This is a genomic window from Pseudomonas sp. OG7 (assembly GCF_014192825.1).
Lineage (GTDB): Bacteria > Pseudomonadota > Gammaproteobacteria > Pseudomonadales > Pseudomonadaceae > Aquipseudomonas > Aquipseudomonas monteilii.
In genome coordinates, this window is the sequence record NZ_JACHYK010000005.1 from 142579 (window position 1) to 167376 (window position 24798).

Below are 24798 nucleotides of genomic sequence, written 5' to 3' on the forward strand. Positions count from 1 at the left end.
GCCAAGGAGCACAACAACAATGAGCCTTGCCCAACCTGCACCTGCCCAACACGAGTTGTCCATCAGCCGCTTGATCGACGCACCCCCGGCCAAGGTGTTCCGCGCCTGGACCGAACCCCAGTGGCTGATGCAGTGGTGGGGGCCGCACGGCATGACCACACCGGAGTGCGAGATGCAGTTGTGGGCCGGCGGCCTGTTCCGCACCCTGATGCGCGCGCCGGATGGCAGCGAGTACCCGAACCAGGGTGTGTTTCTGGAGATTGCCGCACCACGGCGGCTGGTGTTCACCGATGCCTTCGGCCCCGGCTGGGTGCCCTCGAACAAGGCCTTCATGACCGCCGTGATCAGCTTTGACGAGGAGCAAGGCAAAACCCGCTACACCGCCCGCGCCTGGCACTGGAATGCCGCCGACTGCCGGGCCCATGAGGAAATGGGCTTTCACCAGGGCTGGGGAGAAAGCCTGGACCGCCTGGTAGAGGTGGTGACCCAGCGGATGCCCGACTGATGGCGGCACTGGCGCAAGTGCGCACCGAAGTCGAGGCGGTGTACCGGCGGGAGTCGCGGCGCATTTTGGCAACGTTGATCCGCTTGCTGGGTGATTTCGACCTGGCCGAGGAGGCCATGCATGATGCCTTCTTCATCGCCGTCGAGCGTTGGCAGCGCGACGGCATCCCCGAAAACCCAAGGGCGTGGCTGGTTTCCACCGGGCGCTTCAAGGCCATCGATGCGCTGCGCAGGCGCGCACGTTTCGACCGCTCCCAGGCCGACCTGAGCATGCTGCTCGACGGCCAGGCACAGGATCCCAGCGAAGAAGAGTTGCTGGCCGATGACCGCCTGCGGCTGATCTTCACCTGCTGCCACCCGGCACTGTCCGCCGATGCCCAGGTACCGCTGACCCTGCGTGAAGTCTGCGACCTGACCACTGAACAGATTGCCCGCGCCTTCCTGCAAAGCCCGGCCACCATCGCCCAGCGCATTGTCCGCGCCAAGGCCAAGATTCGCGATGCAGCCATCCCGTACCAGGTACCGGAATTGAACGAACTGCCTGAACGGCTGGAGAGCGTTTTGCGGGTGATCTACCTGGTGTTCAACGAAGGCTATTCGGCGTCATCGGGCGAGGCGCTGCTGCAGCAGGACCTAAGCGATGAAGCGATCCGCCTGGCGCGGTTGCTGGTGCAGTTACTGCCCGACCCGGAGGCGGTTGGCCTGCTGGCCTTGATGCTGCTGCAGGCGTCCCGGCAGCAGGCGCGAACCGATGCCCAGGGCAACCTGGTGGTGTTGGAGCAGCAAGACCGCAGCCTGTGGGACCGGCAACGCATTGAGGAAGGCTGCGAGCTGGTGCGCCAGGCGCTGCAAAGCCGGGCGTTCGGCGCCTATACGGTGCAGGCCGCGATTGCCGCGGTGCATGCCGAAGCATCGACGGCAGCGGAGACGGACTGGGCGGAGATTGTCGGGCTTTATGACGTGTTGCAGCGGCATTGGCCTTCAGCCGTGGTGGAGCTGAACCGGGCGGTGGCAGTGGCCAAGAGGGATGGACCGGAGGTTGGCTTGCAGGTGGTCGAGGGGATTATGGCGCGAGGGGAGCTGCTGGACTATCACCTGGCGCATGTGGCCCGGGCGGAGTTGCACTATCAAATGGGGCAGGTCGAGGAGGCCCGTGCGGCTTGGCGGCAGGCGCTGGCGCTGACCCGGCAGGAGCCGGAGCGCAGGCACATTGAGCGGCGGCTTCAGTCCATTGAATGATGTTTGCTGTGCCGGCCTCTTCGCGGGCACGCCCGCGAAGAGGCCGGTACTGGCTATATCGATCTTCAGCTAGCCACAAAATTCGGCGGCGACACCAGCTCGACGGTCTGCTGCTTGCGCGGTGCCAGGATCTCGGCCTCACCCTCGACCACCAGCTCATCGTTCTGGTTGTACACATTGGTGGCGATACGCACCTTGAACTTCGGCAGTTTCTCGAGGATTTCCAGGCGCACGGTCAGGGTATCGCCAATTTTCACCGGCTTCTGGAAGCTCATTTGCTGGCCCAGGTAGATGGTGCCAGGGCCTGGCAGGGTGCAGGCCACTGCTGCACTGATCAGCGCGCCGCTGAACATGCCGTGTGCAATACGTTCGCGGAACATGCTCTTGGCGGCGAACTCGGCATCCAGGTGAACCGGGTTGTGGTCACCGGACATCGCGGCGAACAGCTGGATGTCGCGTTCTTCAACGGACTTCTTGTACTCGGCCTTCTGGCCGACTTCGAGGGCTTCGTAAGGCGTGTTGGTGACCTGGGACATCGGTGCTTCCTTAAGCGTTAGGCGAGGGTGGCTATCATTCACTGCGCACGGGGCGGCCAAGGGCCAGCGCCTGTTCAAGCCAGCCGAGGATATCGGCGGTGACCTCGTCACGGTTGGTTTCGTTGAGTACTTCATGCCGCGCTTGAGGATAGACGCGCAGCTGTACATTTCGATTGCCGGTCGCGCGCAGGGCGTCGGCCAGATGGGTGAGACGCTTGCCGGCACTGACCGGATCACATTCACCACCGATCACCAGCATCGGCAGGTTCGGATCGATCTGCGCGAGGTTACTCGGCTGGCTGATCTGCGCCAAGCCTTGTAACAGGTCGAGCCACAGCTGGTTGCTGCAACGAAAGCCGCACAACGGGTCGTTGACGTACAGGTCGACTTCGGCCGGGTCGCGGCTGAGCCAGTCGAATGCGGTGCGGTTGGGCTTGAACGCCTTGTTGAACGAGCCGAACGACAACCACTCGATCAATGCACTTTTGCCCAACGGCCCCTGACGCCAGGCTTCCAGCCGGGCAATCTGCCGGGCCACTCGGTAAAGCGTTGCCGGCTGGTAGTTGGAGCCACTCAGGATGGCCCCGTGCAGGCTGGCACTGTGGTGCAGCAGGTAGGCCTGGGCGATGTAGCTGCCCATGCTGTGGCCGAACAGGAACAGCGGCGTGCACGGGTATTGCTGACCGATGTGCTGGGCCACCCGGCCGAGGTCGTTGACCACGGCATTCCAGCCATGATGGCGGGCGAACAGGCCGAGGCTGCCCTGTTCGGCAGTGCGCCCGTGACCGCGCTGGTCGGCCGCGAACAGGGCAAAGCCCGCCTCGCTCAGGGCCTGCCCAAGGCGTTGGTAGCGCCCGGCATGCTCGGCCATGCCATGGGCCAGCAGCACCACGGCTTTCACCGGTTTGGCCGGCAGCCATTGGTGCACGTACAGGCTGCAGTGCTCGCTGGCGGGTAGCCAGAAGGCGTCGTGAGGCATGGCGGGTCCTTGTGCGCACGGGTACCCGAACAGTGTATGCACAACCGGCCGGATTGCAGGAAGGGCACAAATAAGATTCACAATGTTAATGGCGGCACTTGGCGTATATGCCACCTTGGACTTACCTGTTAACGTCGGATCAACGCCTTTTCGCCGGCTGGCGATCAGGTAAGGGACTAAAGGACGCAGTGCAGGTCCAGGCAGAGGAACAATAATAAATGCAAGCCGACTTCTGGAATGACAAGCGCCCGGCGGGCGTGCCTTCCACCATCGACATCAATGCCTACGCCTCGGTCGTCGAGGTGTTCGAGCGCTCCTGCAAGCGCTTTGCCGACCGCCCGGCGTTCAGCAACCTGGGCGTGACCCTGACCTACGCCGAGCTGGAGCGCCATTCAGCCGCCTTCGCCGGCTGGTTGCAGCAGCACACCGACCTCAAACCGGGCGACCGCATCGCGGTGCAGATGCCCAACGTGCTGCAATACCCCATCGCCGTCTTCGGCGCCATGCGCGCCGGCCTGATCGTGGTCAACACCAACCCGCTGTACACCGAGCGCGAAATGCGCCACCAGTTCAAGGACAGCGGCGCGCGCGCACTGGTGTACCTGAACATGTTCGGCAAGCGTGTGCAGGAGGTGTTGCCCGATACCGGCATCGAATACCTGATCGAGGCGAAGATGGGCGACCTGCTGCCCACCGCCAAAGGCTGGCTGATCAACACGGTGGTCGACAAAGTGAAGAAGATGGTGCCGGCCTATCACTTGCCCCAGGCGGTATCGTTCAAACAGGCGCTGCGCCAAGGGCGCGAGCAGTCGCACAAACCGGTGCCGCTGAGCCTGGACGACATCGCCGTGCTGCAATACACCGGCGGTACCACGGGCCTTGCCAAAGGCGCGATGCTCACCCACGGCAACCTGGTGGCCAACATGCTGCAGGTGCTGGCCTGCTTCTCGCAGCATGGCCCCGACGGGCAGAAGCTGCTCAAGGACGGGCAGGAGGTGATGATCGCGCCGCTGCCGCTCTACCACATCTATGCCTTTACCGCGAACTGCATGTGCATGATGGTCACCGGTAACCACAACGTGCTGATCACCAACCCACGGGACATCCCGGGCTTCATCAAGGAGCTGGGCAAGTGGCGTTTCTCCGCGCTGCTGGGGCTGAATACCCTGTTTGTTGCGCTGATGGATCACCCGGGCTTCCGTCAGCTGGACTTCTCGGCGCTGAAGGTCACCAACTCCGGCGGCACGGCGCTGGTCAAGGCCACTGCCGAGCGCTGGGAAGCGCTTACGGGGTGTCGCATCGTCGAGGGCTACGGCCTGACCGAAACCTCGCCGGTGGCCAGCACCAACCCCTATGGCAAGCTTGCCCGACTGGGTACGGTGGGCATCCCGGTGGCGGGTACCGCGTTCAAGGTGATCGACGATGACGGCAACGAGATGCCGCTGGGCGAGCGGGGCGAGTTGTGCATCAAGGGCCCGCAGGTGATGAAGGGCTACTGGCAGCAGCCCGAGGCCACGGCCCAGGCCCTGGATGCGGACGGCTGGTTCAAGACCGGCGATATTGCGGTGATCGACCCGGACGGTTTCACTCGCATCGTCGACCGCAAGAAAGACATGATCATCGTCTCGGGCTTCAATGTTTACCCCAACGAGATCGAGGATGTGGTGATGGGCCACCCCAAGGTCGCCAACTGTGCAGCCATCGGTGTGCCGGACGAGCGTTCCGGCGAGGCGGTGAAGCTGTTCGTGGTGCCGCGTGAGGGGGGGCTGAGCGTGGATGAGCTCAAGGCCTACTGCAAGGCCAACTTTACCGGCTATAAGGTGCCCAAGCACATTGTGCTGCGCGAGTCGTTGCCGATGACGCCTGTGGGCAAGATCTTGCGGCGGGAACTGCGGGATATCGCTTGATGGGTATGGCTTTGACTTAGTGGTGTTGTTGAGATCGAGCGCCGCGCGGGCGGCGTTCGATCTGCGAAACCTTACAAAACTCAAGCCATCCGCGACATTTTGGTTAAAAACTCTAAAAATGACTTGTATTGTTCATTGAGTCATTTTTGTGACTGCAAGGCCTGTTTTGGCCTCTAGGCGACCCTAGGCAAAGCTGTTACTCTCGGCCCGCTTTCAGACGATCCGGTTTGCAACGAACCGCCGTCTCATATCAATAATAAGCGCATCGACGCGCCAATCGAACTTCGCTGTTGCTGAAGGAGTGGGCTTCCATGATCGAACATTTTTGGAAGGATAAGTACCCAGCCGGGATTACGGCGGAAATCAATCCTGACGAATTCCCCAATATCCAGGCAGTACTCAAGCAATCCTGCCAACGCTTTGCCGACAAACCGGCCTTTAGCAACCTGGGCAAGACTATCACTTATGGCGAGTTGTATGCGCTGTCGGGGGCGTTTGCGGCCTGGCTGCAGCAGCATACCGACCTCAAGCCGGGTGACCGCATTGCCGTGCAACTGCCCAATGTCCTGCAATACCCGGTCGCAGTATTCGGTGCCATGCGTGCCGGGCTGATCGTGGTCAATACCAACCCGCTGTACACCGTGCGGGAGATGGAACACCAGTTCAACGACTCCGGCGCCAAGGCCCTGGTGTGTCTGGCCAACATGGCCCACCTGGCTGAAAAGGTGGTGCCCAAGACCCAGGTCAAGCACGTTATCGTCACCGAAGTGGCCGACCTGCTGCCGCCGCTCAAGCGCTTGCTGATCAACAGCGTGATCAAGTACGTGAAGAAAATGGTACCGGCCTACAACCTGCCGCGTGCCATACGCTTCAACGATGCGTTGGCATTGGGCAAGGGCCAGCCGGTAACCGAGGCCAACCCGCAGGCCAACGACGTGGCGGTGCTGCAGTACACCGGCGGCACCACGGGCGTGGCGAAGGGGGCAATGCTCACCCACCGCAACCTGGTGGCCAACATGCTGCAGTGTCGGGCGCTGATGGGCTCCAACCTGCACGAAGGCTGCGAAATCCTTATCACGCCGCTGCCGCTGTACCACATCTATGCCTTTACCTTCCATTGCATGGCGATGATGCTGATCGGCAACCACAACGTGCTGATCAGCAACCCGCGTGACCTGCCGGCCATGGTCAAGGAACTGGGCAAGTGGAAGTTCAGCGGCTTTGTCGGCCTCAACACCTTGTTCGTTGCCCTGTGCAACAACGAGGCGTTCCGCGCCCTGGACTTTTCGGCGCTGAAAATCACCCTGTCTGGCGGCATGGCTTTGCAACTGAGCGTGGCCGAACGCTGGAAGGCCGTTACCGGCTGCGCCATCTGCGAAGGTTACGGCATGACCGAAACCAGCCCGGTGGCGGCAGTGAACCCGGCAGAGGCCAACCAGGTGGGTACCATCGGGATTCCGGTGCCTTCGACCCTGTGCAAGATCATCGACGACGCCGGCAACGAGCTGCCGTTGGGCGAAGTGGGCGAGCTGTGCGTCAAGGGCCCGCAGGTGATGAAGGGCTACTGGCAGCGCGAAGACGCCACCGCCGAAATTCTGGACAGCGAAGGCTGGCTGAAGACCGGTGACATCGCCCTGATCCAGGCGGACGGCTACATGCGCATCGTCGACCGCAAGAAGGACATGATCCTGGTCTCGGGCTTCAACGTGTACCCCAACGAACTGGAAGATGTGCTGGCGGCCTTGCCGGGTGTGTTGCAGTGCGCGGCCATTGGTGTGCCGGACGAGAAGTCGGGTGAGGTGATCAAGGTGTTCATCGTGGTCAAGCCGGGCATGACCCTGACCAAGGAGCAGGTGATGGAGCACATGCGTGCCAACGTTACCGGCTACAAGGTGCCGCGCATGATCGAATTCCGTGATTCGTTGCCAACTACCAACGTGGGCAAGATCCTGCGTCGCGAGTTGCGTGATGAAGAGCTGAAGAAGCAGGGCCTGAAGAAGATCGCCTGACCTTCTGAATCTATGCTGGCCTTACTGGCCTCTTCGCGGGTTTACCCGCGAAGAGGCCAGTGAAATCAGCGCAGCTTTTCAAGCATCTGGTAGTACCACATCCCCGCCGCCAGCAGCGGGTTCCCCAGCAAGTCCCCCATCGGCACGCGCACATGCTTGCATTGCGCGAAGGTGTCGAACTTCTCCAGCGTCCCGGTCAATGCCTCGGCCATGATCTCGCCCATGATGTGGCTGGTAGCAATGCCATGCCCCGAGTAACCCTGGCAATACCATACGTTGTCCGACAGCTTGCCCAACTGCGGAATGCGGTTGACCACGATGCCCATGGCACAGCTCCACTGGAACTCGATCGGCACGCCCTTGAGCGCCGGGAAGGTGCGTTCGATACACGGGCGCAGCTCGCCTTCGATGTCGCGTGAGTCCTTGCCCGAGTAATTGGCGCCGCCACCAAACAGCAGGCGTTTGTCGGCGGTCAGACGGTAGTAGTCGAGCACGAAGCGGCAGTCGTATACCGCCAGGTCCTGCGGATTGATCTGCTCGGCCAGCTCACCCAGCGGCGCGGTGGTGACGATGCCGCCCATGGCCGGGAAGATCTTGCCCTTGAGCTGGCGCTTTTCCAGCTTGTGATACACATCGCCGGCCAGCATTACCTGGCGCGCTTCGACCCGGCCATGGGCAGTGACCACTGCCGGGCGCGGGCCGTGAACGATGTCCAGCACCTCGGAGTTCTCGAAGATCAGTGCACCCAGGCTGTGGGCCGCACGGGCTTCACCCAGGCACAGGTTGAGCGGGTGCAGGTGCAGGTTGCGCAGGTTTTTCAGTGCGCCCAGGTACAGCGGGCTTTGCAGGTGCTCGGCCACTGCCGCACGGTCCAGCAATTGCACCTGCTCGCCCATGCCACGGCGGTGGGCCTCGGCCTCGAAGGCACGCAGTTCGTCCATGTGCGAAGGTTTCATTGCCGCATGCAGGTGGCCGCGCTTGAGGTCGCAGTCGATGCCATAGCGCGCCACGCGCTGCTCGATCACCTGGTGACCGCGCCAGCGCAAGTGCCAGATGAAGTCGTCGACTTCGGCACCCAGGTGGTTGCGCATCTGCGAGCGCATGGCCTCATCACCCGACAGGCTGCCGGTGACCTGGCCGCCATTGCGCCCGCTGGCGCCCCAGCCGATGCGGTTGGTTTCGACGATGGCCACTTTCAGGCCACGCTCGGCCAGCTCCACCGCCGTGGCCACGCCGGTAAAGCCGCCGCCGATGATGGCCACATCCACCTGCACCGTGCCCTTGAGTTGCGGGTACTCGGTGTGGTCGTTGAGGGAGGCGGTGTAATAGGACGGCGCACGCTGCGCCGGGCCTTTGTTCAATGCTGCGTTCATGGGTGTTCCTTGTTAGATAGGGGCTCAGGCCTGGTGCAGATACCAACGCCAGTCCTGCTCGCTGACTTCGGCCATGAACTGGCGGTACTCGGCACGCTTTACCTTCAGGTACACGCCAAGGAAGTCGTCGCCCAAGGCTTCGCGAGCCCAATGGGAATGCTGCAGGGCATCGAGGGCGGTCAGCCAGTCGGTGGGCAAGTGCTCGGTGGCCTGGGCATAGCCGTTGCCTTCCACCGGTGCGCCTGGGTCCAGCTGTTCGCGGATGCCGCGATGGCTGGCGGCGAGGATCGCTGCGGCAGCCAGGTAAGGGTTGGCGTCGGCGCCGCAAATGCGATGCTCTACATGCCGGCTGTTGGCCGGGCCGCCGGGCACGCGCAGGCTCACGGTGCGGTTGTCCACGCCCCAGGTCGGGGCCAGCGGCGCATAGCTGTTGGCCTGGAAGCGACGGAACGAGTTGGCATTGGGGCAAAACAGCAGCAGCGAGTCGCGCAGGTGGCGCAGCATGCCCGCCACGGCCTGGCGCAGCAGCGGGGTGCCGGCCTTGTCTTCGCTGGCGAACAGGTTGTTGCCCGCGCTGTCGGCCAGGCTCAGGTGCATGTGCATGCCGGTGCCGGCCAGGTTGGCAAACGGCTTGGCCATGAAGCAGGCCTGCATGCCGTGGGCATGGGCCACGCCTTTAACCAGGCGCTTGTAGCGCACGGCCTGGTCCATCGCTTTTAGGGCGTCGCCGTGCTCAAGAGTGATTTCCACCTGGCCGGGGGCGTACTCGGAAATCGCAGTGCGCGCCGGAATGCCCTGCGCCTTGCAGGCGGCGTACAGGTCGGCGAGGAAGGGTTCGATCTGTTCCAGCTCGCGCAGGCCATAGACCTGGGTGGTGCGTGGGCGGCCACCGTCATTGTCCAGCGCCGGTTGCGGGCGGCCCTGGGCATCGCGTTGCTGGTCGAGCAGGTAGAACTCCAGCTCGCAGGCCATTACGGGGTGGTAGCCGTCGGCTTTCAGGGCGTCGATGGTGCGCAGCAGCACATGGCGCGGGTCGGCGATGCTGGCTGGCAGGCCCTCGGTAGGGTGCATGCTGACTTGTACGGCCGCGGTCGGCACCCGGCGCCAGGGCAGGCGCACCAGGCTGCCTTCGAGTGGGTAGGCGCGGCAGTCGATGTCGCCCACGTCCCACACCAGGCCCGAATTTTCCACGTCGTCACCGTTCAGGGTCAGGCCAAGGATGGTGCTGGGCAGCGGCCGGCCGGTCTGGTACACGGCCAGCAATTCATCACGGTGCAGCAGCTTGCCGCGTGGTACGCCGTTGGCGTCGAGGATGAACAGTTCGAACAGCTCGATATCGGGGTTTTCAGCCAGGAAACGGGAAGCCTGCTCTACAGGTGCAAAGTGCATGATGTATTCGCTCACGGGCGCACAGGACGTTCGCGCAGAACGCGCGGTCCAGTTGAGTCAAACGGCCAGACAATGGCCGGGTTTGGTCACAAAGGCGTGAGCTGGCAGTCCGGTGGGCGTGCGTGACGGCAGTGCCACAAGGCCCAGAAGGCGAGGATGATGTGCACCAGCGGATTTTCCCCGGCACGGCTCCGGGCCTTCGGTAACGAAGGGCGGGACGACGGTGGGGCGATGTGCTGGACGGGAGTCATGCTTTTGATACTCACATGCGGCGTAAGGTTGATTAAAGCAGTGAATGGCAACCTTTACGTATACCCTTGCTAAACTTTCAGCCGCTATACGATCCCTGTAGGAGCGGCCTTGTGCCGCGAAGGGCTGCGGCACAAGGCCGCTCTCCTACCATGACAGCAAAGTAGGCCCAAATCTGCGACAATCGCGCATCCTTCGAATGCCGATCATGAAAAAGCAGGGCCACCTGCATCACTAAAAAGCCCCATGACTGACCACGCCATCGACAAACTGCTGCAAAACCTCGACCACGCCATGATTGCCGACCGCCATCGTCTGCGCCGGCAACTGCACGAACTGCGCAAGCGCCCCGACGAGGCGAAGCTTTCGCAGTGGGTGGAAAAGGTCCAGGCCTCCTGCGCCCAGGTCACTGCACGTCAGCAAAGCGTGCCGACCGTGCGCTACGACGACAACCTGCCGATCGCCGCCAAGCGTGACGAAATCAAGAAGGCCCTGGCCGAAAACCAGGTGCTGGTGATCGCCGGCGAAACCGGTTCGGGCAAGACCACCCAGCTGCCAAAGATTTGCCTGGAACTGGGGCGTGGCAGCCACGGCCTGATCGCCCACACCCAGCCACGCCGGATCGCCGCGCGCAGCGTGGCAGCACGGGTTGCCGAAGAGCTGGGCACCCCGCTGGGCGGGCTGGTCGGTTACCAGGTACGTTTCGAAGACCAGAGCGATGCCAATACCCTGGTCAAACTGATGACCGATGGCATCCTGCTGGCCGAAACCCAGCACGACCGCTTTCTTGAGCGCTACGACACGATCATCGTCGACGAAGCCCACGAACGCAGCCTGAATATCGATTTCCTGCTCGGCTACCTGAAGACACTGCTGCATCGCCGGCCAGACCTGAAACTGATCATCACGTCGGCCACCATCGACCTGGAACGCTTTTCCAAACACTTCGATGGCGCGCCGATCATCGAGGTGTCCGGGCGCACATTCCCGGTGGAAACCTGGTACCGCCCGCTCACCAGCGAGCAGGATGAAGAAGGCAACCAGATCGAGGACGACCTCACCGTCGACCAGGCCATCCTCGCCACACTGGATGAGCTGGCGCACCACGAACGCAGCGAAGACAAAGGCCCGGGCGATGTGCTGATCTTCCTGCCCGGCGAGCGGGAAATCCGCGATGCCGCTGAAATCCTGCGCAAGGCGCAGTTGCGCCACACCGAGATCCTGCCGCTGTATGCACGCCTGTCGCCGGCCGAGCAACAGCGCATCTTCCAGCCGCACACCGGGCGCCGCGTGGTGCTGGCCACCAACGTGGCCGAAACCTCGCTGACCGTGCCGGGCATCCGCTACGTGATCGACACCGGCACCGCACGCATCAGCCGCTACAGCTACCGCGCCAAAGTGCAGCGCCTGCCCATCGAAGCGGTGTCCCAAGCCAGCGCCAACCAGCGTAAAGGCCGTTGCGGCCGGGTCGAGCCGGGCATTTGCGTACGTCTGTACAGCGAAGAGGACTTCAACAGCCGGCCGGCGTTTACCGACCCGGAGATTCTGCGCACCAACTTGGCGGCGGTGATCCTGCAGATGTTGCACCTGCGCCTGGGCGCGATCGATGCGTTCCCGTTCATCGAGCCGCCGGATGGCAAGGCCATCAGCGATGGTTTCAACCTGCTGCAGGAACTGTCAGCGGTCAACCGCGAAAACCAGTTGACGCCGATTGGCCGCCAACTGGCCCGCCTGCCCATCGACCCACGACTGGGCCGCATGCTACTCGAAGGCGCCCGACTGGGCAGCCTGCAGGAAGTGCTGATCGTTACCAGCGCACTGTCGGTGCAGGACCCACGCGAGCGCCCGCCAGAGCGTCAGCAGGCGGCTGATCAGGCCCATGCGCAATGGAAGGACGTGGACTCCGACTTCGCCGCGCTGGTCAACCTGTGGCGCGGTTTTGAAGAGCAGCGCCAGGCGCTGACGGCCAACCCGCTGCGCAACTGGTGCCGCAAGCATTTCCTGAACTACTTGCGCCTGCGTGAGTGGCGCGATGCCCACCGCCAGCTGGCGCTGATCTGCCGTGACCTGCAGTTGACGGTGAACAAGGAACCGTCCGACTACCAGAAGATGCACAAGGCCATCCTCAGTGGCCTGCTCAGCCAGATCGGCCAGAAGACCGAAGAGGGCGACTACCAGGGGGCGCGTCAACGGCGCTTCTGGGTGCACCCGTCCTCGGGCCTGGGGCGCAAGCGACCGCAGTGGGTCATGGCCGCCGAACTGGTCGAGACCACCAAGCTGTATGCGCGCATGGTCGCCAAGATCGAGCCTGACTGGATCGAGCCGCTGGCTGGCCACCTGGTCAAGAAAAACCACTTCGAACCGCACTGGGAGAAGAAGCGCGGTCAGGTGGTGGCCTATGAGCAGATCACCCTGTACGGCCTGATTCTGGTCGGCCGCCGCCCGGTGCACTTTGGCCCGATCGACCCGGTCATTTCGCGTGAGCTGTTCATCCGCGAGGGCCTGGTGGGTGGCGAAATACAGTCGCGGGCCAAGTGCCTGGCGGCCAACAAACGCCTGCTCGAAGAACTCGACGAGCTGGAGGCCAAGGCCCGCCGGCGCGACATTCTGGCTGACGAAGAAACGCTGTACGCCTTCTACGAAGCGCGCCTGCCGGCGGAAATCCACCAGACCGCGACCTTTGACAGCTGGTACCGCATGGGCAGCCAGAAGGATGCCAACCTCCTGATCATGCGTGAGGAAGACGTGCTGGCCCGTGAGGCTAGCGAAGTCACTGCCGCGCAGTACCCCGACAGCATGCAGGTCGGCGAGCTGCGCCTGCCGCTGAGCTATCACTTCGAACCCGGCCACCCGCGTGACGGCGTGACCGTGCGGGTGCCGGCACCGTTGCTGCCAAGCCTGCCCGGCGAGCGCCTGGAATGGCTGGTGCCAGGCTTGCTGGAGGCCAAGTGCGTGGCGCTGATACGCAACCTGCCCAAGGCCTTGCGCAAGAACTTCGTGCCGGTGCCGGACTTCGTCAAGGCTTCGCTGGCGCGTATGACCTTCGGTCAGGGCGCACTGCCGCAGGCCCTGGGCCAGGAGCTGCTGCGCATGACCGGTGCGCGGGTGTCCGACGAGGCCTGGGACGAGTCGGTCCAGCTGGTCGAAGGCCACCTGCGCATGAACATCGAAGTGGTCGACGGCCAGGGCAAGTTCCTTGGCGAAGGCCGCGACCTGGCCGAGCTGACCGCGCGCTTTGCTGCCGCCAGCCAGGCTGCCTTGGCGGTGCCGCGTACCGAAAAGAGCGAGCAGCCGGTGCAGGCGAAGGCTTTCAGCGAAGTGAAGCAGACCGCCCAACAGAAGATTGCCGGCCTGTCGATGACCGTGTACCCGGCGTTGGTGGAAGAGGGCGGTAGCGTGCGCGAAGGGCGCTTCTCGACCCAGGCCGAAGCCGAGTTCCAGCACCGCCGTGCCCTGCAGCGCCTGTTGTTGCAGCAATTGGCCGAGCCGGCCAAGTACCTGCGCGGCAAGCTGCCGGGCCTGACCGAGCTTGGCCTGCTGTACCGTGAAATGGGCAGGGTCGAGGCACTGGTCGAGGACATCCTGCTGGCCAGCCTGGACAGCTGTATCCTTGAAGGTGAACAGCCGTTGCCGCGTGATGGTGCGGCCTTGGCCAGGCTGGCTGAGCGCAAGCGCGGCAGCTGGGCCGAGCATGCCGAGCGGTTGGCGCGCCAGACGCTGGAGGTGCTGAAACTGTGGCATGGGCTGCAGAAGCGCTTCAAGGGCAAGATCGACCTGAGCCAGGCGGTGGCGCTGAACGACATCAAGCAACAGCTGGGCAACCTTGTGTACCCGGGCTTTGTGCGTGAAACGCCCGGGGTTTGGTTCAAGGAGCTGCCGCGTTACCTCAAGGCGGTGGAATTGCGCCTGGAGAAGCTGGGTTCGCAGGTGCAGAAGGACCGGGTATGGAGCGGTGAGCTGGCCAACTTGTGGGCACAGTACAAGGCGCGTGCCGACAAGCATGCCCAGGAAGGCAAGCGCGATGAGCAACTGACGTTGTACCGCTGGTGGCTGGAGGAATACCGGGTGTCGCTGTTTGCCCAGCAGTTGGGCACCAAGGTGCCGATTTCCGACAAAAGATTGAGCAAACAGTGGAGCCAGGTGGAAGGCTAACCTGCCCAATTTGTGGCAAACTTCAGGGAGTTTGGGGCCGCGTTGCGGCCCTTCGCGGGTGAGCCCGCTCCCACAGGGGTAACGTACGCTCCTGATTTGGTACTAAAGTGCCACTAAATTGTCATATTCCCAGCCAGCGCCCCGTGGCGATGGCCTTTGACCAGAGGAACGACCGTGCATAACGTCGTGATCAGCGGCACCGGCCTGTACACCCCGGCCCAGAGCATTTCCAACGAAGAACTGGTGGCTTCCTTCAACGCCTGGTCGCAGCAGTTCAACCAGGACAACGCCGCTGCCATCGAGCGCGGCGAAGTTGAAGCAGCGCCGCTGTCCGATGCGGCCTTTATCGAAAAGGCCTCGGGCATCAAGAGCCGCTTCGTGATGGACAAGGCCGGCATCCTCGACCCGCAGCGCATGAAACCACGCCTGCCCGAGCGTTCCAATGACGAGCCCTCGGTGCTCTGCGAAATGGCCGTGGCCGCTGCCCGCCAGGCCCTGGAGCGTGCCGGCCGCACGGCTGCCGATGTCGATGGCGTGATCGTCGCCTGCTCCAACCTGCAGCGCCCGTACCCGGCCATCGCCATCGAAGTGCAACAGGCGCTGGGCATCCAGGGCTTTGCCTTCGACATGAACGTGGCCTGCTCGTCGGCCACCTTCGGCATCCAGACCGCTGCCAACAGCGTGGCCCTGGGCCAGGCGCGCGCGGTGCTGATGGTCAACCCCGAGGTGTGCACCGGGCACCTGAACTTCCGTGACCGCGACAGCCATTTCATTTTCGGTGATGCCGCCACTGCGGTGTTGCTCGAGCGTGCCGACAAGGCCACCTCGGCGCACCAGTTCGACATCGTCAGCACCAAGCTGTGGACCGAGTTCTCCAACAACATCCGCAACAACTTCGGCTTCCTCAACCGGGCAGCGGAAGAGGGCGAAGGCGCCGCAGACAAGCTGTTCATCCAGGAAGGCCGCAAGGTGTTCCGTGAGGTGTGCCCGAAGGTGGCCGAGCTGATCGGTGAGCACCTGCAGGAAAATGGCCTGCAACCGAGCGATGTGAAGCGTTTCTGGCTGCACCAGGCCAACCTCAGCATGAACCACCTGATCGTCAAGAAGTTGCTGGGGCGTGAGGTGGCCGAGGAAGATGCACCGGTGATTCTGGACCGCTATGCCAATACCAGTTCGGCGGGGTCGGTGATTGCCTTCCACCTCTATCAGGATGACCTGGCCAAGGGTTCGTTGGGCGTATTGAGCTCGTTTGGTGCGGGGTATTCGATTGGTAGCGTGATTCTGCGCAAGCGCTGATCCTTAGTCAGCCTGTACCGGCCTCTTCGCGGGCTCGCCCGCGAAGAGGCCGGTGCATTTTTCCAGGCAAAAAAAAGCGGGAAACGCCGGATGGGGTCGGCATTTCCCGCTTCAGGTGAAGCAGAAGAGGGTGTCGCTTAGAACTTGGCTTCCAGGTCCACCTGCAGGGTGTCTACATCCGCATCGCTGTTCGGCAGGTTGGAGTAGTCGGTCTTGGCCATCATGTAGGCCGCGCCCAGGGCGAAGTTCTTGTCGATTTCGTAGCCCACTTTGAACTTGTGGCCACGGGAACCGGTAAAGCCGTTACCGAAGTCGGAGTCGGTGAACAGGCTCACTACACCGTTACGCTGCACGTCGCGGTAGTTGTAGTCCAGGCTCCAGGCACCGATCTTGCTCTTCAAACCAGCCAGCCAGGCCTTGTCCTTGCCATCGGTGCTTTCGGTGTTCTTGACGAACTGGCCGTAAGCCGACAGTGGAATGGCGAAACCGGTGAAATCGACCTGACCGAAGCCTTCAACCAGGTTGAACTCGTCGGTGGTGTTGCCCAGCGAGCGCAGAGCAGCCGAGGCCTTGTCGTTGTCGTAGCCGTATACGCTGCCGCCAACGGTAACCTTGACGGTGTCAGCCGCGTTGAACTTGGTACCCAGCTGGGCCGCGTACAGCTGCGCGTCGTGCTTGAACTGCACGCCGTCGCCGTCGACGTTGTCCTTCAGGTTGTAGTGGCCGATGCTGCCGAACACTTCGGCCGGGCCGAGGTTGGTCTTGTAGGTAGCTGCCACGCCTTCCGGGTTGATGTCGCTGTCCCAGATGATGTCGCCCATGCTCACCCATGGCTGCATCATCTTGCCGCCAATCAGGTGCAGGTTGGGCACGGCAGTCGGGTGCCAGTCGAGGTAGGCCAGGTCGACCCACAGCGATTTCTTCTCGAAGTAGTTGTCCAGGCTCTGGTTGGTCGAACGGGCATCGGCGCTGCTGCCGGTGGCCACACGCACGCCAGCGTCAACCTGCGGGTTGATCTCGCTGTAGAAGCCGACACGGGCACGTACACGCTCACGGTCCTGGTTGCCGCTGCGGGAGATCGGGTTGTCGACGTTGACGTCTTCGTAACGCAGGCGCACATCACCCTTGATCTGGGTCTTGGCGGCCCATGCCACTTTCTGTTCGAAGTTGCTCATCCGTTCAGACTGAGCTTTCTGGTCGGCCCTTTCCTTGGTTTCTTTTGCCAGGTCGCCCTGCAGTTCGTTGTACTGCGCCTGATTGATCGAGCCGTTGGCGCGGAGCATTTCGAGCAGCTTGGCGTCGACAGCAGCACTGGCCGGGGCGCTCAGAGCCAGCATCATGCCGGTGAGGCTCACTCCGGTAAGTGTAGAAACAAGACGCATAAGGTTCTCCCTACTGAAAAAAATGGGGGAGGCTCAAGCGCCTGCCCCTGCGTTGGCATGTCTTCGGAAAGGGCCTGACTAGACAGGTTCTGAGGTTCCGGAAAACAGGCGCAAGTATTGCGGGGGCCAATGACAGATTAATGTCTGATTAGTGGCACTGCGGTTAAGTAATTGAGAATAAAAGGATCAGCCCGGCGTTCGTCATTTGAGTGCCGGGCCTTACTTGGGGATACTGAAGGCCTTCTCACAGCGAGCCGAAACCGTGACCAGCCTGTACAGCCTTGCCAACTTGCATGATCTTCCGGCGGCCACCTGGGATGCCCTGGTGCCAGCGGGTCAGCCGTTCCTGCGCCATGCCTTTCTCAGTGCAATGGAAGACAGTGGCAGCGTCCAGCGAAAAACTGGCTGGGCTGCCGAGCACTTGGTCCTGGAGCGTGAGGGGCAGGTGCGGGCGCTGATGCCGGCGTACCGCAAGTGGCACTCCTATGGCGAGTATGTGTTCGACCATGGCTGGGCCGATGCCTGTGAGCGGGCCGGCATTGCCTACTATCCCAAGCTGTTGGGGGCCGTGCCGTTCAGCCCTGTGAGTGGCCCACGCCTTTTTGCGGCCGATCCGGCTGACGGTTTGATGATGTTGCAGGCCCTGCCTGAGTATTTGGCCAAGGGTGGGCTATCCGGAGCGCACATCAATTTCACCGACTCGGCGCTGGACGAACAACTGGCAGCCCAGCCGGGCTGGATGGAGCGCTTGGGTTGCCAGTTCCATTGGCAAAATCGGGGGTATCGAGATTTCCAGGACTTTCTCGACAGCCTGAGTTCGCGCAAGCGCAAGCAGATGCGCAAGGAGCGTGAGCAGGTGGCGGGGCAGGGTATTGATTTTCGCTGGTACCGAGGCGATGAACTGGATGAAGCCCAGTGGGATTTCGTCTTCCTCTGTTACGCCAACACCTATGCCGTACGCCGCCGGGCGCCTTATCTGACTCGCGCGTTTTTCAGCCTGCTGGCCGAACGCATGCCCGAGGCTGTGCGGGTGGTAATGGCGCGTCAGGGGGGGCGCGATGTGGCGATGGCGCTGAGCCTGGTGGGGGGCGACAGCCTGTTTGGCCGTTACTGGGGCTGCCTGGATGAATTCGACCGGCTGCATTTCGAAACGTGTTTCTATCAGGGGATGGACTTTGCCATTGCCGAGGGCTACCAGCGTTTCGATGCCGGGGCGCAGGGGGAGCACAAGCTGATACGCGGGTTCGAGCCGGTGTTGACGCGGTCGTGGCATTACCTGCTGCACCCCGGGTTGCGGCGGGCGGTGGAGGATTTTCTGGTGCAGGAGCGGGAAGGGGTGAGGGGGTATGCCGAGGAGGCGAGGGGGATGTTGCCTTATCGTCGGGACTGATCCATTTGTATTGCCTGTGCTGGTCTCTTCGCGGGTTCACCCGCGAAGAGACCAGCACAGGTTTCAGTCCACCCCGACAAACCCCCCGGTCTGGTGATGCCACAACCGGGCATACAACCCCTGCTGTTCCAGCAGCTCGCTGTGGCTGCCACTCTCGACAATCCGCCCCTTGTCCAGCACCACCAGCCGGTCCATCCGCGCGATGGTGGACAACCGGTGGGCGATCGCGATCACCGTCTTGCCCTGCATCAGCGTTTCCAGGCTTTCCTGAATGGCTGCTTCCACCTCCGAGTCCAGCGCCGAAGTGGCTTCGTCCATGATCAGGATCGGCGCATTCTTCAGCAGTACCCGGGCAATGGCGATGCGCTGGCGCTGGCCGCCCGACAGCTTCACCCCGCGCTCACCCACATGGGCATCGAAGCCGGTGCGCCCCTGGGCGTCGGATAGCTGCGGGATAAACTCGTCGGCGCGGGCGCGGCGCACGGCGTCGAGCAACTCCGCCTCACTGGCGCCGGGGCGGCCATACAGCAGGTTGTCGCGGATCGAGCGGTGCAGCAGCGAAGTGTCCTGGGTGATCATGCCGATTTGTGCGCGCAGGCTGGCCTGGCTCACCTCGGCAATGTCCTGGCCATCGATAAGGATACGCCCGCCCTGCACGTCGTACAGCCGCAGCAGCAGGTTGACCAGGGTCGACTTGCCCGCGCCGGACGGGCCGATCAAACCGATTTTTTCGCCTGGGCGAATGTTCAGGTCGAGCCCTTCGATCACGTTGGCAGCCTTGCCGTAGTGGAAATCCACGTCATCGAACCGCACCGCGCCACGGCTCACCTTCAGCGCCGGCGCATTGGGCTGGTCAGTGACGGTGACCGGCTGGGCAATGGTCTGCAGGCCGTCCTGGACCATGCCGATGTTCTCGAAGATGCCGTTGACCACCCACATGATCCAGCCCGACATGTTGACGATGCGGATCACCAGGCCGGTGGCCAGGGCAATGGCGCCGACGGTAATCAGCGACTGGCTCCACAGCCACAGCGCAAGGCCCGTGGTGGTGACCACCAGCAGGCCGTTGAGGCTGGTGATGACGACGTCCATGCTGGTGACCACGCGTGCCGCCAGTTGGGTTTTTTCGGTCTGTTCGCTGATCGCTTCGCGCGCGTATTGCTGCTCGTAGTCGGTGTGGGCGAACAGCTTCAGGGTGGCGATGTTGGTGTAGCCATCGACGATCCGCCCCATCAGCTTGGAACGGGCGTCGGAGGAGATCACCGAACGCTCCTTCACCCTTGGCACGAAGTAGAAGAGCGCGGCGATGTAGCCGACGATCCACAGCAGCAGCGGCAGCATCAGGCGCCAGTCGGCCTCGGCGAACAGCACCAGCGAGGTAATGGCGTAGATCAGTACATGCCATAGCGCGTCCACCGCCTGCACGGCGGAGTCGCGCAGCGAGTTGCCGGTCTGCATGATGCGTTGGGCGATGCGCCCGGCAAAGTCGCTCTGGAAGAAGTTCAGGCTCTGCTTGAGCACGTAGGTGTGGTTTTGCCAGCGGATCAGGCTGGTCATACCGGGGTTGATGGTCTGGTGCACCAGCAGGTCGTGCAGGCCGAAGAACACCGGCCGCAGCACCAGGATCACCACCAGCATCCAGATCAGCTCGCCACTGTGCTCACTGAAGAAGTTGGCATTGGGCGTGCCCTGGGCCAGGTCGATGATGCGGCTGAGGTAGCTAAACATGGCCACCTCGATCAGCGAGGCGAACAGGCCGACCACCAGCAGGGCAAGAAAACTGGGCCATACCTGGCGCAGGTAATACAGGTAGAACGGCCACACGGTGGTCGGCGGCGATTCACTGGGTGCTTCGCGGAAAATATCGATCAGTTGTTCGAAACGGCGGTACAGCATGGGTAACGACACTCCTGTTCCATCCTGCCCTCAGGCGGTTTCACGTCCCTGTGAAGCCTGCGGTCAGTCGATGCGTTTGGCCGACTTGATGTAGACCGGGTCGGCCGGCACATCACGCATGCCTTTCTTGATGGTGGTCGGTGAGTTGACGATCTGGTCGACCACTTCCATGCCCTTGGTCACCTTGCCGAACACGGCATAGCCACGGTCACGCCCGGGGTTGAGGAAGTCGTTGTCGGCCACGTTGATGAAGAACTGGCTGGTGGCCGAGTTCGGGTCCGAGGTGCGCGCCATCGACAGGGTGCCGCGGGTGTTCAGCAGGCCGTTGCTGGCTTCGTTCTTGATTGGGGCGTTGGTGTTTTTTTGCACCATCTGGTCAGTGAAACCACCGCCCTGGACCATGAAACCCGGGATTACACGGTGGAAAATGGTGTTGTTGTAGAAGCCGCTGTCAACGTACTGCAGGAAATTCTTGGTACTGACCGGCGCCTTCTCGGCGTTCAGCTCGATTTCGACCTGGCCGAAGCTGGTGTCCAGCAGAACGTGCGGGGTCTTGTCAGAGGCCATGACGCTGGTGGCGAAGGCGACCGAGCAGGCGGTGAGCAGGAGTTTTTTCAGCATGGGCTCAAAGATCCTTGAGAGGTGGAAGCGGCTGCGAGGAACTGCAGCAGGGTCTGGTTGAAGACCTCGGGTTGATCGAGGGGCGTAGCGTGCCGGGAATCGTCGACGACGACCAGCCTGGCGTTGGGCATCAGCGCGACATAGCGCTCTTTCAGTTGTATCGGGGTGTAATCGTGGTCGGCGGCAATGATCAGGGTAGGACAGTGGACCTGCCCGATGCGTTCCTGCACGCCCCAGTCGACGATGGCGTCGAAGCTCTTGAGGTAGGCGCGCTTGTCGTTACGCGCCCAGCGTTGGGCCATCTTCTGTCGCAGTTCGGCTTGATGAGGTTTGGGGAACAGGCGTTCAGCCAGGCCCTTGCCGACGGTTTCGACACTGAGCAGCCGCGCCAGGCCCCAGCGCTTTAGCCACCATATCCAGTCACTGCGGGTGCGGCGCTTGACCTCGGGGGCGCTGTTGACAATGCACAGGCTGCGCAGCCATTGCGGGTGGTCGACGGCAAACTGGAATCCGACCATGCCGCCCATGGACAGGCCGACGAAGTGCACCGGGCCGGTGTGCAGGTGTTCGAGCAGGGCGAGCAGGTCGGCACTGAAGGTCGCGATCTGGTAGCCGTCGCGGGGTTTGTCGGAACGGCCGTGGCCGCGAATGTCCATGAGGATCACCCGGTAGTGGCGGCTGAGCGCCGGCACCTGCAGCTCCCAGTCCTGGCAACTGGAGCCCAGACCGTGCAGCAGTACCAGTGGTTCGCCCTGGCCATATTCCTCGTAATGCAGTGTGCATCCTTCGTGTTCGAAATAGGCCATGGGCGCGGTCCTCTCAAGCTTGTGGGGGGGCTGCGAAGGGCACGTCCAGTGGCGCGGTGTCGAAGTTGCGCAGCAGGTCGATGAGAATCTGCGTGGCCGGGCCCAGGGTCTTCTCTTTGCTCGAATAAAGGTAGAACAGTGGATGGCGGCTGCCACCCTGATCCAGCGGCAACGGCTTGAGCACGCCTTCGCGCAGCTCACGCTCGATCATGTGCCGGGGCAGCCAGGCAAAGCCCAAGCCGCTGCTGACGAAGGTAGCGGCGGTGCCCAGGCTGCCGACGGTCCAGCGCTGCTCTGCACCCAGCCAGCCGACATCGCGCGGCTGAGCGCGGCCGGAGTCGCGGATTACCACCTGCAACTGGCTTTCCAGGTCCTGGAAGGTCAGCTCGCGGCCCAGGCGGTGCAGGCTGTGCTCAGGGTGGGCGACGGCGACGAACTCCACCGCACTCAGTTCGGCGCCCAGGTAGCCACCGATGCTGTAGCTGCTGATGGCCAGGTCGGCGATGCCTTCATGCATGACTTCTTCCACGCCAGACAGCACTTCTTCACGCAGGCGCACCCGGCAGCCACGGCTTTGCGGCATGAACGCGGCCAGGGCACGTACCAGGCGGGCGCTGGGGTAGGCGGCATCGACCACCAGGCGTACTTCGGCTTCCCAGCCTTGTTCCATGTGGTGGGCGAGGTCCTCGAGCTGGCTGGCCTGCTTCACCAGGTGGCGCGAGCGGCGTAGTAGCACGTTGCCAGCGTCGGTAAGCACCGCCTTGCGGCCGTCGATACGCAGCAGTGGCACGCCCAGTTGCTCTTGCATGCGGGCCACGGTGTAGCTGACCGAGGACTGTGAGCGATGCAGTGCCTCGGCGGCCTGGGCAAACCCGCCGTGATCGACCACTGCTTGCAGGGTTCGCCACTGGTCAAGGGTTACGCGCGGCGCTTTCATCTTTCGCTCCTGTTGTCCTAAGCTGCCCTCTTTCAAGGAGAGCGGCCCATGAAGAAATGTTGTGCGGCAATACTGATGTGCCTGCCCCTCGGGGCCATGGCCTATCCCATCGATGTGGAGAAGGAACTGACCGGGGTAAAGCTTGACTACACCGCCTATGACACGGCCTACGACATTGGCGCCATTACCCTCAACAACTATGGGCAGGTACCGGCGGCCTGCAAGGTGACCTTCCGCAATGGCCCTGAAGCACCCCGGGTTCGCCGGGTGAATGTACCGGCCGGTAAAAGCGTCGATGTCACCGCCAAGTTCAACCGGCAGATCATCAAACTGCGTATCGCCTTGAGCTGTAGCGCGGAATAAACTGATTAATCGATTGATTGAACCCACTTTTTACGCTTTTTTATCGATAGGTCAAGCCTTAATCTCACCTCCATCGAATCGCAACCCTTTTTGCCGATGGAGGCACCCCATGTCCCGCGTACTGATCATCGAAAGCAGCGCCCGCCAGCAGGATTCCGTTTCCCGTCAGCTGACCCGTGATTTCATCCAGCAATGGCAGGCCGCTCACCCGGCCGATCAGATCACGGTGCGCGACCTGGCGGTGAACCCGGTGCCGCACCTGGATGCCAATCTGCTGGGTGGCTGGATGAAGCCCGAAGAGCAGCGCAGTGCCGCCGAACTGGAGGCCCTGGCCCGTTCCAACGAATTGACCGATGAAGTGCTGGCGGCTGATGTGCTGGTAATGGCCGCGCCGATGTACAACTTCACCATCCCCAGCACCCTTAAGGCCTGGCTGGATCACGTACTGCGCGCCGGCATCACCTTCAAGTACACCCCGACCGGCCCGCAGGGCCTGCTGACCGGCAAGCGCGCCATCGTACTGACTGCCCGTGGCGGCATTCACGCCGGTGCCAGCAGCGACCACCAGGAACCGTACCTGCGTCAGGTGATGGCCTTCATCGGTATTCACGATGTCGATTTCATCCATGCCGAAGGCCTGAACATGAGCGGCGAGTTCCATGAGAAGGGCGTCAACCAGGCCAAGGCCAAACTGGCGGCCGTGGCCTGAGGTTCAACGAATTCCCAACCCTGACACCTGTTTGTTGCTCCTTTGGGTGTACCTGCCCGGCCAATGGCCGGGCTTTTTTATGCCTGGGCTTCCGTGGGGGCCGGTTCAGCCCTTACATTCCTCATGGTTGAACTCATTTGCCGCAACCCGCTAAGGTCGCGGCCTTGATTCACGAGAGACAACCATGGGCTACCTGATAATCGTCGCGCTGATCCAGGCGTTTTCCTTCAGCCTGATCGGCGAGTACCTGGCCGGGCACGTCGACAGCTATTTTGCTGTGCTCGCACGGGTGGTGCTGGCAGGCCTGGTGTTCCTGCCATTGACCCGCTGGCGCCAGGTCGAGCCGCGCTTCATGCGCTCGATGCTGTTGATCGGCGCGCTGCAGTACGGCATCACCTACGTCTGCCTGTACCTAAGCTTCCGCGTGCTGACCGTGCCGGAAGTGCTGCTGTTCACCATCCTCACGCCACTGCATGTGACGCTGATCGAAGACGCCATGAACCGGCGTTTCAACCCGTGGGCGCTGCTGGCCGCGCTGGTTGCCGTGGGCGGTGCGGCGGTGATCCGCTTCGACAGCATCAGCGGCGAGTTCTTCATCGGCTTCCTGCTGCTGCAACTGGCCAACTTCACCTATGCCGCTGGCCAGGTGCTGTACCGCCACCTGGTCGCGCGCCACCCCAGCGACCTGCCACATTACGCGCGCTTCGGCTACTTCTACCTGGGCGCCTTGCTGGTGGTGTTGCCGGCCTTCCTGCTGTTCGGCAACGCCCAGCACCTGCCGAGCACCGATGTGCAATGGCTGGTGCTCCTGTTCCTGGGCCTGTGCCCGACGGCGCTGGGCCTGTACTGGTGGAACAAGGGCGCGTGCCTGGTGTCTGGCGGTACGTTGGCGGTGATGAACAACCTGCATGTACCGGTAGGGCTGCTGCTGAACCTGTTGATCTGGAACCAGCACGAGCCGCTGGGGCGGCTGTTCATCGGCGGCGGAATCATCCTGGCGTCGGTGTGGTTGAGCCGTCTGGGGGCGCGCGCGCAGTCTCCGCTGGTCGGCAAAGCCTGAC

19 protein-coding genes are annotated in these 24798 nt (G+C 62.7%); 10 read left to right on the forward strand and 9 right to left on the reverse strand.

Annotated elements, in window-relative coordinates; genetic code table 11:
• Positions 1-19: 19 nt before the first annotated feature.
• The gene (locus tag FHW75_RS13875) at positions 20-505 is read left to right on the forward strand and encodes an SRPBCC family protein (RefSeq protein ID WP_016711911.1); all 486 of its coding nucleotides are present in this window, start codon (positions 20-22) and stop codon (positions 503-505) included.
• Positions 505-1743, forward strand: coding sequence for an RNA polymerase sigma factor (locus tag FHW75_RS13880; protein ID WP_019099154.1), 1239 nt, complete (start codon positions 505-507; stop codon positions 1741-1743). The genes FHW75_RS13875 and FHW75_RS13880 overlap by 1 nt, the downstream gene beginning before the upstream one ends.
• 65 nt (positions 1744-1808) lie before the next feature.
• On the opposite strand, the gene FHW75_RS13885 is transcribed toward FHW75_RS13880, so the two are convergent.
• Both FHW75_RS13885 and FHW75_RS13890 read right to left on the reverse strand, forming a co-directional pair.
• Entirely contained in the window at positions 1809-2279 is a 471-nt protein-coding gene (locus FHW75_RS13885; protein ID WP_016711909.1) for a MaoC family dehydratase, read from the reverse strand.
• Positions 2280-2313: 34 nt separating this feature from the next.
• Complete coding sequence (locus tag FHW75_RS13890; protein WP_027609398.1) at positions 2314-3258, reverse strand: alpha/beta hydrolase; 945 nt, start codon at positions 3256-3258, stop codon at positions 2314-2316.
• Between the two features lie 218 nt (positions 3259-3476).
• Here FHW75_RS13890 and fadD2 point away from each other — a divergent pair, with 218 nt between their 5' ends.
• Positions 3477-5165, forward strand: coding sequence for a long-chain-fatty-acid--CoA ligase FadD2 (fadD2, locus tag FHW75_RS13895; RefSeq protein WP_183673901.1), 1689 nt, complete (start codon positions 3477-3479; stop codon positions 5163-5165).
• A 311-nt stretch (positions 5166-5476) separates the two neighbouring features.
• On the forward strand, positions 5477-7174 hold the full coding sequence (fadD1, locus tag FHW75_RS13900) for a long-chain-fatty-acid--CoA ligase FadD1 (RefSeq protein WP_016711906.1): 1698 nt from the start codon (positions 5477-5479) through the stop codon (positions 7172-7174).
• Positions 7175-7239: 65 nt separating this feature from the next.
• Here fadD1 and FHW75_RS13905 read toward each other — a convergent pair whose 3' ends face one another.
• Positions 7240-8547, reverse strand: a complete 1308-nt coding sequence (locus FHW75_RS13905; protein ID WP_016711905.1) for an FAD-binding oxidoreductase — start codon at positions 8545-8547, stop codon at positions 7240-7242.
• Positions 8548-8571: 24 nt separating this feature from the next.
• Positions 8572-9936, reverse strand: coding sequence for a glutamine synthetase family protein (locus FHW75_RS13910; RefSeq protein WP_025753888.1), 1365 nt, complete (start codon positions 9934-9936; stop codon positions 8572-8574).
• A 495-nt stretch (positions 9937-10431) separates the two neighbouring features.
• Between FHW75_RS13910 and hrpA the strand changes: the two genes are divergently transcribed.
• Both hrpA and FHW75_RS13920 read left to right on the forward strand, forming a co-directional pair.
• Positions 10432-14337, forward strand: coding sequence for an ATP-dependent RNA helicase HrpA (gene hrpA, locus FHW75_RS13915; RefSeq protein WP_183673903.1), 3906 nt, complete (start codon positions 10432-10434; stop codon positions 14335-14337).
• 174 nt (positions 14338-14511) lie between these two features.
• The gene (locus FHW75_RS13920) at positions 14512-15633 is read left to right on the forward strand and encodes a beta-ketoacyl-ACP synthase III (protein ID WP_019099150.1); all 1122 of its coding nucleotides are present in this window, start codon (positions 14512-14514) and stop codon (positions 15631-15633) included.
• Positions 15634-15770: 137 nt separating this feature from the next.
• Here the strand turns inward: FHW75_RS13920 and FHW75_RS13925 are convergent, their stop codons facing one another.
• Entirely contained in the window at positions 15771-17015 is a 1245-nt protein-coding gene (locus tag FHW75_RS13925) for a putative porin (protein WP_016711900.1), read from the reverse strand.
• Positions 17016-17277: 262 nt separating this feature from the next.
• On the opposite strand from FHW75_RS13925, the gene FHW75_RS13930 reads away from it, so the two are divergent.
• Entirely contained in the window at positions 17278-18405 is a 1128-nt protein-coding gene (locus FHW75_RS13930) for a GNAT family N-acetyltransferase (protein WP_027615327.1), read from the forward strand.
• 63 nt (positions 18406-18468) lie between these two features.
• On the opposite strand, the gene FHW75_RS13935 is transcribed toward FHW75_RS13930, so the two are convergent.
• From FHW75_RS13935 to FHW75_RS13950, 4 genes are all read right to left on the reverse strand, one after another.
• On the reverse strand, positions 18469-20301 hold the full coding sequence (locus FHW75_RS13935; RefSeq protein ID WP_019099148.1) for an ABC transporter ATP-binding protein: 1833 nt from the start codon (positions 20299-20301) through the stop codon (positions 18469-18471).
• 63 nt (positions 20302-20364) lie between these two features.
• Positions 20365-20922, reverse strand: coding sequence for a peptidylprolyl isomerase A (locus FHW75_RS13940; protein WP_019099147.1), 558 nt, complete (start codon positions 20920-20922; stop codon positions 20365-20367).
• Entirely contained in the window at positions 20916-21728 is an 813-nt protein-coding gene (locus FHW75_RS13945; protein ID WP_016711897.1) for an alpha/beta fold hydrolase, read from the reverse strand. Before FHW75_RS13945 ends, FHW75_RS13940 begins: the two co-directional genes overlap by 7 nt.
• 13 nt (positions 21729-21741) lie before the next feature.
• A complete protein-coding gene (locus FHW75_RS13950) occupies positions 21742-22665 on the reverse strand; it encodes a LysR family transcriptional regulator (protein ID WP_016711896.1) in 924 nt (307 codons plus the stop codon).
• A gap of 48 nt (positions 22666-22713) precedes the next feature.
• Between FHW75_RS13950 and FHW75_RS13955 the strand changes: the two genes are divergently transcribed.
• The 3 genes from FHW75_RS13955 to FHW75_RS13965 all read left to right on the forward strand — a co-directional run bounded on the left by FHW75_RS13955 (position 22714) and on the right by FHW75_RS13965 (position 24797).
• The gene (locus tag FHW75_RS13955) at positions 22714-23028 is read left to right on the forward strand and encodes a hypothetical protein (protein ID WP_025753884.1); all 315 of its coding nucleotides are present in this window, start codon (positions 22714-22716) and stop codon (positions 23026-23028) included.
• Positions 23029-23137: 109 nt separating this feature from the next.
• Positions 23138-23737: an FMN-dependent NADH-azoreductase gene (locus FHW75_RS13960; RefSeq protein ID WP_019099146.1), complete on the forward strand. Its 600-nt coding sequence runs from the start codon at positions 23138-23140 to the stop codon at positions 23735-23737.
• Positions 23738-23921: 184 nt separating this feature from the next.
• Complete coding sequence (locus FHW75_RS13965; protein WP_016711894.1) at positions 23922-24797, forward strand: carboxylate/amino acid/amine transporter; 876 nt, start codon at positions 23922-23924, stop codon at positions 24795-24797.
• Position 24798 lies beyond the last annotated feature (1 nt).